The sequence below is a fragment of the Desulfobacteraceae bacterium genome, assembly GCA_022340425.1.
In the GTDB taxonomy this organism is placed as follows: Bacteria; Desulfobacterota; Desulfobacteria; order Desulfobacterales; family JAABRJ01; genus JAABRJ01.
Genome location: JAJDNY010000159.1, coordinates 1 through 11,674 on the forward strand (window position 1 = coordinate 1; position 11,674 = coordinate 11,674).

Annotated in this window: 9 protein-coding genes and 2 tRNA genes; 6 read left to right on the forward strand and 5 right to left on the reverse strand. The window is 63.0% G+C overall.

What is annotated here, in order from left to right; all coding sequences use genetic code 11:
• The 6 genes from LJE63_13730 to LJE63_13755 all read left to right on the forward strand — a co-directional run.
• Positions 1-321, forward strand: a 321-nt coding sequence (locus LJE63_13730) for an energy-coupling factor ABC transporter ATP-binding protein (GenBank protein ID MCG6907667.1), incomplete at its 5' end; no start/stop codon positions are given.
• Positions 309-1,064: an energy-coupling factor transporter transmembrane protein EcfT gene (locus tag LJE63_13735; protein MCG6907668.1), complete on the forward strand. Its 756-nt coding sequence runs from the start codon at positions 309-311 to the stop codon at positions 1,062-1,064. The genes LJE63_13730 and LJE63_13735, both read left to right, overlap by 13 nt.
• 295 nt (positions 1,065-1,359) lie before the next feature.
• A complete protein-coding gene (gene trkA, locus LJE63_13740; GenBank protein ID MCG6907669.1) occupies positions 1,360-2,724 on the forward strand; it encodes a Trk system potassium transporter TrkA in 1,365 nt (454 codons plus the stop codon).
• On the forward strand, positions 2,725-4,173 hold the full coding sequence (locus LJE63_13745; protein ID MCG6907670.1) for a TrkH family potassium uptake protein: 1,449 nt from the start codon (positions 2,725-2,727) through the stop codon (positions 4,171-4,173). It abuts the gene before it with no gap.
• 64 nt (positions 4,174-4,237) lie between these two features.
• Positions 4,238-4,313: transfer RNA gene (locus tag LJE63_13750), tRNA-Lys, on the forward strand.
• Between the two features lie 11 nt (positions 4,314-4,324).
• Positions 4,325-4,402, forward strand: a tRNA-Glu gene (locus LJE63_13755).
• Between the two features lie 307 nt (positions 4,403-4,709).
• On the opposite strand, the gene LJE63_13760 is transcribed toward LJE63_13755, so the two are convergent.
• The 5 genes from LJE63_13760 to LJE63_13780 form a co-directional block, all read right to left on the reverse strand.
• Positions 4,710-5,273 (reverse strand): hypothetical protein, encoded by a 564-nt coding sequence (locus tag LJE63_13760; protein ID MCG6907671.1) that lies wholly within the window; start codon positions 5,271-5,273, stop codon positions 4,710-4,712.
• Between the two features lie 79 nt (positions 5,274-5,352).
• Positions 5,353-6,489 (reverse strand): sulfite exporter TauE/SafE family protein, encoded by a 1,137-nt coding sequence (locus tag LJE63_13765; GenBank protein MCG6907672.1) that lies wholly within the window; start codon positions 6,487-6,489, stop codon positions 5,353-5,355.
• A gap of 423 nt (positions 6,490-6,912) precedes the next feature.
• Positions 6,913-9,450: a hypothetical protein gene (locus LJE63_13770; GenBank protein MCG6907673.1), complete on the reverse strand. Its 2,538-nt coding sequence runs from the start codon at positions 9,448-9,450 to the stop codon at positions 6,913-6,915.
• Positions 9,451-9,585: 135 nt separating this feature from the next.
• A complete protein-coding gene (locus LJE63_13775) occupies positions 9,586-10,812 on the reverse strand; it encodes an aldo/keto reductase (GenBank protein MCG6907674.1) in 1,227 nt (408 codons plus the stop codon).
• 164 nt (positions 10,813-10,976) lie between these two features.
• Positions 10,977-11,674, reverse strand: a 698-nt coding sequence (locus LJE63_13780) for a 4Fe-4S binding protein (protein MCG6907675.1), incomplete at its 5' end; no start/stop codon positions are given.

Genomic DNA, 11,674 nt, shown 5'->3' on the forward strand with positions numbered 1-11,674 from the left:
CGTCTGGCCATCGCCGGGGTCCTGGCGATGGGGCCGCGGGTGATCGTTTTCGACGAACCCTTTTCGAACCTCGACTTTCCCGGCGTCAAACAGGTGCTGGGGCAGATCGTGACCCTGCACCGCAAGGGTCACACGGTTCTGGTGACCACCCACGACATCGAAAAAATCCTGCCCCACGCCGAACGGTTGATCGTCATGCAGGGGGGCCGCATCCGGCGGGACGGCTCGCCCCAGGCGCTTTTGACCGAAGTCGAACACTACGGGGTCCGGGCGCCCTGCGCGGTCAAATGGGGTCGGGAGGCCGTCTCATGGCTGAACTGACGGCAGTCGCCTATACCCGGGCTCAAAGCCGGCTGCACCGCCTGGACGCCCGGGTCAAGTTGGCGCTGATGGCCCTGGTGGGTCTGGCGACGGTTCACGCTGCGCCAGCCGAACTCGGCCTGCTGTCGGTGGCCCTTTTGGGGATCGCCCTGGGCACGGGTCTTCCCCTGGGCCGCGTGCTGCGGGAACTGCGCTGCCTGCTGGTGCTCCTGGCGCTGGTCTGGATCGTGCGGGGCCTGGCGACCCCAGGTGATGCCCTGATCGGCTGGGCCGGGATCAGCCTCTCGCGCCAGGGTGCCGTAGAGGGCGCCCTGGTCTGCTGGCGCCTGCTGCTCGCCGTCGCCGCCGGTGTCCTGTTCGTTTTCAGCACCCGTCCGGCGGCCATCAAGGCGGCCGCCCAGTGGCTGCTCAAACCCGTGCCGCTGGTGCCCGAAAAGCGGGTGGCGGTAATGCTCGGGCTGGTGGTCAGCTTCATTCCGGTCATCCTCAACCAGACCCGGGAAACCCTGGACGCCCAGCGCGCGCGCGGTATCGAAAACCGCCGCAACCCCGTCGTTCGCTTCATCCGCCTGGCCATCCCGCTGCTGCGGCGCATCTTTTCGGACGCCGACAAACTGGCCCTCGCCATGGAATCCCGCTGCTACAGCGAGGACCGCAGCGACCCGGCGCTGTCCGCCCGCCGGAGCGACTGGCTGGTTCTGGCCGCAGGCGTCAGCCTCTGGCTGCTGGTGATCCTGACCTGAACCGCCGCCCCCGCGGAGCACCATCCCCCGAAATCCCGCCGGTCCCCTCGCCCCCTTTTCCTGGCCCCAACCGCGTTTGACAGTCGCGGCCGACTATAGTAATGCCTGTGCCCGGTTCTCCCGGTTCAGACGCTGCCGGCGATGTCGGCTTTTGGGAATTGGGCCTTCGCCGGCGAGCACCGCTCAGGTTCGCCGCTGAGAGGCCCTATCAAGCGCCTGGCGGGCCCCGGGCCGGGCCGGTTGCTCGACTTGCACCCCCCCCGCCGGCCGGGGCCCGACAGCAGGAGCAAGCACGTTGAAGATCATCATCGTGGGTGCCGGCGAAGTCGGCTATCATATCGCCAGCCGGCTGGCGCTGGAAAACAAGGATGTGGTCGTTGTCGACAAGAACCCCGAGGCCCTGCGCCGGTTTACCGACAACGTGGACGTGCAGGTCGTCCAGGGGTCCGGCAGCAGCCCCCGCGTGCTGGAAGAGGCCGGTATCCATGAAGCCGAAATCCTGCTAGCCGTCACCGACAGCGACGAAACCAACCTCGTGGCCTGTCTGATGACCAACCTGCTTTCGCCCACCACCAAGAAGCTGGCCCGCATCCGGCAGGCGGACTTCGACAAGTTCCACGCCACCTTTCGCGAAAACGCCCCCCACATCGACACCGTCATCAACCCCGAGATCGAGGTGGTCAAGACCATCGACATGCTCCTCAGCGTGCCCGGCGCGGTGGAGGTGGGGGAGTTCGCCGACGGCCGGGTCAAGTTCGTCGGTATTCAGATCGACCCAGATTCCCGGGTGGCCGGCGTCAAACTGGTCAACCTGCGGGAAAAAACCGGCCCCATCCGCCCCCTGATCGCCGCCGTGGTGCGCGACGAGGAGCTGATCATCCCCCGGGGCAAGGACCGCCTCTTGGCGGGCGACATCGTCTACCTGATCTGCGAGGACAGCAAACTGATCGAGACCCTGGCGGTCTTCGACAAGCGCGCCGAGCCCCTGCGGCGGGCGATGATCATCGGCGGCGGCCGCATCGGCTTCCGACTTGCCAGACTGCTTCAAAAGCGCGGCGTGAGCACCAAGATCGTTGAAAAATCAACCGAGCACTGCACCCGGCTGGCCGAGGAACTGGACGGGGTGGTGGTGCTCTGCGGCGACGGATCGGATCAGAACCTGCTGGCCGAGGAAAACATCCAGGACATGGACGTCGTCCTGACCCTCACCAACGATGAGGAAACCAACATCCTGGCTTCGCTGCTGTCCAAGCGCCTGGGGGCCCGCAAGACCATCACCAAGGTCAGCAAGTTCAGTTATTTCGCGCTCATGCCGGCGATCGGGATCGAGCTTGTGGTCAGCCCGCGGCTCTCGGCCATCAACACGATCCTGCAGCACATCCGGCGCGGTAAAATCCTGTCGGCCATCGCCATCAAAGGCGAGCGCGCCGAGGTGATGGAAGCCGTGGCGTTGGAAACCTCCGACATCGTCGGCACGCCCCTCAAGGGGGTTCCCTTTCCCAACGGATCGCTGGTGATCGCCATCATCCGTGAGGAAAACGTCATCATTCCCTCCGGGGAAAGCGTCATCGCACCGGGGGACCGGATCATCATCTTCGCCGAACGAACCGCAATCCCCAAGATCGAGAAGATCCTGGCGGTCAAGCTGGAGTACTTTTAAGTGCGCTGGCGCCGCATCCTGCAGGTGGTGAGCATCCTGGTCCTCATTCTGGGTCTGACCATGGTGATCCCCCTGCTGTGGGGCCTCTACTTCGGCGACGGCGGCGTGAGGCCGATTTTGCAGGCCATGGCGCTGACCATCCTGGTCGGCGGCAGCCTCGCCCTGTTGCTGCGAGGGCCCAAAACCGAGTTCATCAGCCAGCGGGAGGGCATGGCCATCGTGGCCCTGGGCTGGAGCGCGGTGGGCTTCTTCGGCTGCCTGCCCTTCCATTTCAGCGGCGAGTTCGGGCCTTTCGTCAACGCCTTCTTCGAATCCATTTCCGGCTTCACCACGACGGGGTCCTCGATCCTGACCGACATCGAGGCCGTTTCCAAAAGCCTGCTTTTCTGGCGCAGCTTCATCCAGTGGCTCGGCGGCATGGGCATCATCGTGCTCTCACTAGCGATCCTGCCGATACTAGGTGTCGGCGGCATGCAGCTCTACAAGGCCGAGGTGCCCAGCCCGGTACCGGACAAACTCCAGCCCCGGATCCGGGAGACGGCGCGGATCCTCTGGAAGGTCTACCTGCTTTTCACGGTGGCCGAGGTGGTCCTGCTGATCCTGGGCGGCATGGGGATCTACGACGCCTGCAACCACGCCCTGACCACCATGCCCACGGGCGGCTTCTCCACCAAAAACGCCTCCATGGCGCACTTCGACAGCGTCTATCTCGATCTCGTGGTGGCCTTTTTCATGCTGCTCGCCGGGATCAACTTCTCGCTGCACTATCAGCTGCTCAAGGGCGACACCCTGGCCTTCTGGCGGGATTCCGAATGCCGCTTCTTCTTGGCGGCCACGCTCGTGCTCACCCTGGTCATCGCCATCGACATCTACGGTTCGGTTTATGACCAAATCGGTGATGCCCTGCGCTACGCGGTTTTTCAGCTGACCTCGATTCTGACCACTACCGGCTATGCCACCGCCGACTATGAGCAGTGGCCGGCCATGTCCCAGCTGATTTTGCTGCTGTGCATGTTTCTCGGCGGCTCGGCCGGCTCCACCGGCGGCGGCATGAAATGCCTGCGCATCATGGTCTGCTTCAAATACTGCTACAAGGAACTCTTTACCCTGATCCACCCCCACGCCGTTTCGCGGATCAAGATCGGCGGCCGGTCGGTGCCCGACGACGTGGTGCGCAGCGTGCTCGGCTTTCTGGCGCTCTATCTGGGGCTTTTCGCCTTTTCCTCGGTCCTTCTGGCAGGAATCGGGGTGGACTTCATCACCGCCTTCGGGGCCGTGGCGGCCACCATCGGCAATATCGGCCCGGGCTTCGGCATGGTCGGCCCGGTGGAAAACTTCGCCGCCATTCCGGTCCTCGGCAAATGGCTGCTGATCTGGTGCATGCTCCTCGGGCGGCTGGAAATCTATACCGTCATTATCCTGCTGGTGCCCGAGTTTTGGCGTAAATAGGGCTTTTGGCCAAATTTTGGGTTGACATCCGAACCGGATACCGCTATTAGCAGTCTTCCACAGCGGGCCGTTAACTCAGTCGGTAGAGTATCTGCCTTTTAAGCAGAGAGTCGCTGGTTCGAGCCCAGCACGGCCCACCAACGACAGCCAGGTCCCCATCGTCTAGCCTGGTCCAGGACACCGGCCTTTCACGCCGGCAACAGGGGTTCAAATCCCCTTGGGGACGCCAAGCAAATTCCAGCGGTCAACCGAACCCAAGGTTGGCCGCTTTTTTTTGTGGCGCCCCGGGGGAAATACACCGCAGCCGCGAATCTATACCCCCTTGAAACCACCTCCGCCTCTTGGACGCCTTCCGCCCGCAGAGGTTCAATCACCCCAGCGGGGGTCGCCTGCAGGTTGGCTTTTCCCGCCCAACGGGCAGCCTACAGAAAGCGCCTGACAATCAGCAGTCGGGAAGTTGATTGGGCTTTCGCGGAAAAAACCGTATGAAGATCGCGGAATTTCCGCAGGGAGCCCGATGATGATCCGTCAGGGCATCACCGATCCGGGGTTGTCCCCGGTTGGGAGAGGACGCGACGCTTGAGGCCGGTATACCAGCGAAAGCGACCCATCAGCATCCCGTAGCAGACCCGCACCGCGATATAGATCAGGAGAAACGAGGGGAAGTAGTGCACGCTGCGGCCGAGTAGCGGCAAGGCTAAGGGTAGCTCCAGCGGCGCCTCGTTGAAGCGCAGATGCAGCCAGGCCAGGGCGAAGGGCAGCGGCCAGATGGAGACGCAGAAGATCGCCGCGCCCAAGGAGAAGGAGTGGCCGAAGGCGTCCAGCGCCTGGCGGTTGACCGCCCGGTAGCTCGCCTTGTCGCCCATCATCAGGGCCGTCTCGGAAAGCTTCCGGTTGCGCTCCATCTTTTCGGCGATGGTGCCGAGGTAGCGGCGGTTGATAAAGGCGACCAGGGTTGCCGAAAAATCGCCGATCAGCACACACTGCAGGCCGAGGATGGCAACGCCGAGAAGATACCCGGCCATGGAGGCCTCCGGCCAGCGGAAGGGGGCGATCAGCCAGGGGTCGAGAAATAGCAAGAAGCGGGTGAGGGAATTCATGGGAGAACAAGGCTCCGGAGAAGGGACCCCCGGAGCCTTGCTACAGTCCGAAGTGCGTTTCTCTTAAGCGAACATCCGATCAGCTGAAGAATCCTCTCCAAACGTAACGGATACCGACGTAAAATGCCAGGACGATGAACAGCCGCTTGAGCCATTTGTCGGAGAAGTACTTGGAGCTCCATGGGCCGATCACTGAACCGACGGCGATCCCAACCAGCTCGAGGCCGATCAATGCCCAGTCAAACTGCACCCCCTTGGAGATCAGGGTCACGATGCTGGTGATCATGCTGATCAACACCGCCAGGGCCGAGGTTCCCGCCGCCAGGTACATCGGCAAGTCGGTGACGGCGGTGAGAAAGGGCACCAGCAGAAAGCCGCCGCCGACCCCGAGAAACGCGGCAATGGCTGAAATGGCAACACCACCGATGAGGGGGATGAGGGGGTTGAAACGAAACTCGACGCCGTAGAAGGTGAAGACGATCTCGGTTACGCTCATCTTGGTGACCTTGACGCCAAGAGCGGCGGTATCGACCTTCTCACCGCTTTTCTGCTTTTTAACGGCTTCCTCGAAGGCCTGGGCGGCCTGCTTGGCCTTTTTCTTGCCGGCCGCAGCGGCGGCCGAGGTGTCGTAGAGGAGCCAGCAGCCCAGGGCCAGGACAAAGAGCCCGAAGTAGCCCTGATACTGGGAGAAGGAGATCTTGCCGGCGCTCAAGGTGACCGAACCCCAGGCCCCGAGGATCGAGCCGATCCCCAGAATGACCGCCAGCGGCAAAACCAGCCGGCCCATGCGGTAGTAGTTAAACGAGGAGATCAGGGCCGAGAGACCGACCAGAAACTGGTTGGAGCCGCGGATGGAGTCGGTGATGGTCTTGTTGAGCATCGGCGCGGTTTCTTTGAAACTCTTGGCATAGTTGCCCAGTCCGAAGATCGTCATATGGCCGACTCCGGCCATCACCCCGCCGAAGGCGCCGACGGTGGAGAAGATCCAGCCCACCCACACCGCCCAGAAGAAGGCGAGGATCAGGTTGACCTGCGGGCCGCCGGGAATCCCCAGAAACCCCGCCGGCTTGGCGGCATCGATCTGGCCCGCTTCGGTCCCCTGGGGCGCCGCGGCGATGGCCTCCTGAAGCTTGTCGGCCCAGGCCGGCTCCTGCACCAGCCCGAAGACGCAAACCACCAGGGCGGCCAACAACAGATATTTAGTCCATTTTGTCACAGTTCACCTCCTTGAAATATTCCATTGATGGTTGACGGTTAACCTGCTTCCCTGCCGACTCGACCCGCCCAGGTGGAATTTCCCTGCCGTGTTCGGCGATTTTTTCCTAACCGGGCAGCAGAGCCAAGGGCGCGCCCCCTCCGGGCGGTGTCTGAAAACCCCGGCACGCCACTGGCGGACTTGGCTGAACCGGACGCGCGAAACACCTGCCGCAGGGAAATTGACGGCCAGCACTGAAAAGGAAAATACCGCCCGTTGGGCCGGCGCCGGGCAGGTGCCGCCCTACGGGGCCCCGGGAGAGATTGCAGCCTGAACTTGCAGATGCAGATCGGAGCTTAGCTTCTGAAAGTGGGTTAATGTCTAAATTGCGGTTCATTGTCAAGCAAAAAACGGGTCAGCCAAGGCGCTGGCCCATGGCATGATTCATTGCGGCGGAAATCTGGTGAGGAATCGATCGCTGAAAGCTTCCACGTCGGCCGTGTCTTCGAGCCTCTGGTCCAGCAGCCGGGTGAACCCCAACAGAAAACCCAGCATTTCAAGTTTTTTCTCGATGTTACGGGGGGCTATGCCGCGGCGGTTGACATCGATCCCATCGCCCTCGGGGTCGGTTTCGAAGCCATGCGCCCCCAGCACCTGGGATAGAAACCGGATCCGCAGCCGTCTGCGCTCAGGGGCCGCGCCGCCCCCCTTGAAGCGCAAGGCGATATAGTTCTGCTCGGAAACGGGGCCGAACAGGGCGTCGATGACCACAAAGTGATAGCCGAAACGAATGTGGATGTTGAGATAATCATTTGAAATGACGGCGAAACTTGCCAGAATCTGGGAATCGAGGCTGATGATGCCGGCGCTGAGCCGGTCAAACTCCTGCCAGTCAAGATGGCGCAAATTCGAGGACCAGGGAATCTCGGGGTCCCCGAGCCCCTTCCACAGAGCGCGCAGGCCAAGGTTTTGCACCTGCTTCAAAGGAATCCCGCCGCGTCGGGTCAGGCCCTTGGGCCACCGCTTTTCCAGGTCCAGGACATAGAGCGTGACCGGGATTTGGCTGATCAGTTTGCTGGCGCCTGCCCGTCGCATCCCTTTTGAGCCCAGAAAGAACATCTCCTGGACCGCTTTTTCGTGGACGAAGCGCACGATGTCATGGAGCGTCTTGCACCCTTGGGGAACGAAACCGTCAGCCTGAGGGTCCAGCAGGTTGAGGGGCGCGCAGTAATCGAGAATGCGGCCCAGGCGCTTCATGACCGGGCTGTTCTTGGGCAGGCCGCTTTTTTCGCAGGGACTATCGGGAAGCCCCGCCACCGCGCCGGCGAAGACCTTCGCGCTGTCCGCAACGACGGTCACCATCTCCCCGGGTTTCAGGTTTCCGGTGGCCTCCCGGGTGTTGACCAGGGTGGGCACGCCCCACTCCCGCGCAACCGAGACGAAATGCCCGGCCACCGCACCGAGGTCGGTGACCACCGCGCTCAACCGATCCATCACCTGGGCGTATTTGGGGGGGGCGGAGCGGGCCACGAGAACCGAGCCCGTCGGCATATCTTGCAGGTCTTCGAAGGAAGACACCACAAACACCTTGCCCGTACCGATTCCGGAAACTGCCCGGTCGCCTCCCGAAAGTAGAACGGGGTTGGCAACCCCGGACAATTGAATTTGGCAGGAATTTTCGGCTTCCTTTTCCACCTTGAGGGGCCGCGATTGCAGAATCAGCAAGCGGCCCCGGTGGTCCTTGGACCACTCGACGTCCTGGGGGCTTTGGAAAAAGGATTCCAACCGGCGCGCCCAGGCCGCCAGCCGCGCCGCTTCGTGATCGTCAATCGGCGCCGAGTCTTTCTCGTAAACCTCCAGCGGGACGGTTTCAACACCCCCCCGGGCTGAGAGAATTGCCTTGCGGTCCCGTGCGCCCCGGGTCCGGTGGACCACCTCCGACCGGTCCCCCGCCATGGAAAGTTCCAGCACGTCCGGAACCGTGTCGCCCTTGACCAGGAGTTCCCCCAGCCCCCAAATCGCGTAAACGGTGATCCCGGCTTTCGAGGAAGTAAAGGGACTCCGGGAGTAAATGATCCCGCTGGCAGCGGCATCCACCATTTCAAGGGCCAGGACCGCCATGGGCGTATCCCGGTCCAGGAACCCGTTCTTGACTCGGTAGAAGATGGCGCTGGGGGAATATTTGCTTGCAATCACCTCCTTGTAGGCTGCCACCAAGCGGGGCGAATCCACATTGAGAACGGTTTTGAACTGGCCTGCAAACGAAAAGGCAGCGTCCTCCCCCACGGCGCTGCTTCTGACAGCGCAGCGCGCCGCGCCGAAAACGCGGCTGAAAACCTCCCGAATGGCGTTTTCCAGGGCGGGGGGCATGGCGCCGTTCAGGATCAGGGACGTCAAACGGGCCGAGGTCTCTTCCAAGGCCCGCGGTGAATCCGGATCCAGGGTTGCCAGGGCGTTTTCGATTTCCGGGCCGAAACGATTGGTTTCACAAAAGGCGTTGAAAGCCCGGGAGGTGATGACGAAGCCCTTGGGGACCGGCAGGTCGAGTGCTGAAGCGATCTCCGCCAGATGGGAAGCCTTGCCCCCGGCAAGGCCCTCAGCCTGGGGGGGGATCTCCTCCAGGGGCAGAACGAAGGGGGGGGAGGCGTCGGGTTGCGGCAGCTTCAAGCCGAAGGCGCGCACGGCTGAGTCGATGACACGCAGTCGGGAAAAGAGGGCCTGGTAGGATCGCGGCGCCATGACGTCCAGGTGGGCGACCATTTCCGCCACCGCGCCATGGAGGTCTTCGTAGGTCCTGCGGATAGCGTAAAAGTCGGCTCTCTTTTCTTCGTGGTAGAAGCCTTCCAGTTCGGCCATCTTTTCGTGGCTGCGCTGGTCCCACTCCAGGAGCTGCCGGAAAGCTTCGTAGGTTGCTTTCAAGTTTTTGGCAGGCACGAACAGCCGGGTTGCCAGATGTGCGAGATAGCCGCCGAAGGATGTCATGATTCCACCCGTCAAAGGTTCGGCCGGCGCATATCGCGGCATGTGCCGGAACTTGGCAGATAAAGAGCTCGGCACGGGAGCTTCATGATTTTTGAACGCTCATCAAACACGATTGCCTTTGACTCCCTGCCCCGCTCAGGCCAATTCCCGGACCGCTTCGCCCATCAGACGGGCGATGGGCAGCCGGCGGGGGCATCGGGACTCAGCGAGGGTGTAATCCTGCCGTGTCAGCTGCTGCCGGATGGCATCGGGGATGGCGGCAAACCGGCGCCGGGCGTCTTGCCGGTCCCCGTAGCTTCTGGCATACATGAGATAACGCATGACGTCGCTCACGGGAAGTTTGCCGGCGACGGCGTTCTCGCAGATCTGCGAGCAGCCGGCGCAGTAATCCGAGAATGTCTCACGGGCGTAGCGCTCCAGGTGCTGCCGCTCGTTTTCCGAGAGCGACGTGCGGTCCACGGCGGCGGCGATGTTGGCCATGAGGATCGACATGGTCGGCATCTGGGAGCAGATGGATGAAATCTGGGGGTTTTCCCAGACCGCCTTGAGTTTGGCCTGCTTGTCGCTAAACCCCTTCTGAAGAAAGCGGCCGGCCAGTTCCAGTTCCCGGGAAGAGGCGCTGCTCACAGCACCCCCACCCTGGGTTTTCATGGCGGTCAAACCGATGCCGGCATCCACGCAGGCCGCCACCGCCTCTTTCATTTTCTCCTCGTGCATCAGTCTGAAATTGTAGGTCGTCATGATGCCGTCGATCCAGCCCAGCCCGGCGGCGTCCAGCAGGCATCGCGCCATGTTGGAATGGGTGGAAAAACCGAAGAGCCGGATCTTGCCCGCCGCCTTCTGCTCGGCCGCCCAGGCGCGCATCCCGCTGTCCATTTCGGCGGCGCTGCTGACCGCGTGGACGAAAAAAAGATCGATATGCTCGGTGTTCATCCGCTGCAGGGAGGTGGCCAGGTCCCGGCTCATGCCCCGGCCATTGCGGGCGGTGGATTTGGTAACCAAAAAGATCTTTTGGCGTTCCTCGGGGTAGCGCTTGAAGAACTGGCCGATGCCTTCTTCGCTGCGCCCGCCGCTGTAAACATGGGCGGTGTCCCAGTAAGTGGCCCCCCAGCGTATGGCCTGCTTGAGCAGGGTCTGGTTGGAGGGGATGTCGAACATGCCCCCCAGGGATAAAATGGGGACCTGGATGCCGGACCTGCCGAAGGGCCGCGTGGGAATCGCAGGGTTCTCCGCTGCCTGAAGCGGGTCGGCGGCCTGCCCCCGGTTGCGCCCCGCAAGGGGCGCCAGCACGGAGCCCACCCCGGCGGCACCGGCAACTTTGATGAAGGACCGACGGGATATGGATTTGTCTTTTTTTTGCATGGCTTCACCTCGTTTTTTTGGGGGCAGCCCCCCGTGCCTGCCCTGGTTTCTGAAAAACGCCCCCCACCCTGCCCCGCTGCCCTTCACGTGAGGGCGCTGTGGATGGGACCATCCCGATTGCACCCCGTTCGCTGCCGGGGGCCCAGGCAGAGCCCGATCCGAGCTCACAGCAACAGGCGGTGGCGTGCCTGCCGGGTTTCGTTTTCGGCCGTTACCCGAATGGCGCGGCGTCCCTTGACCGGGCATTCGTGTTCGCAAACCCCGCAGCCGATGCACTGGGCCGGGTCCACGAAGGGCCGCTGCAGCCGCACCAGCAGCGTGAGCCGGTCTCCCGCTGCGGCCGTCTCGGCCCAGGGGCTGTCCGCCAGGGTGATGCCGCCGGGACCGATGGCGACGATCCTGGCCGGGGGCCGACTGTCGCCGCCGTCAATGGTAACAAAATAGTCCCCGGTTGCAAACCGTTCGGAAGGCAGTGCCGGGCCTTCAACCAGCAGCCGGTTGTCCGCCATCGCTTGAAAGACCAGCGCGCCGCCCAGGCGAACCGGCTCGTAGACCTCGCGGGTGAAGATCGCCTTGGGGCTGACCGGGCAGTTTTCCTGGCAGACGATGCAAGGGCGGTCCATCGCCCAGGGCAGGCAACGGCCCCGGTCGACAAAGGCCGTGCCAATGCGGATGGGGCCTCGGGATGCGAAATCGCCCCGGCCCAATCGCTCGTCCAGCGAAATCGGGCGGATGGCCGCGGTGGGGCACAGGTTGCCGCAAGCAATACAGCCCTGCTGACAGCCGCTGGTGCCCATGCGGAAATTGAGCATCGGGGTCCAGATGCCTTCAAGGCCGGCCTGGGTCCCGGCCGGGTGGATGA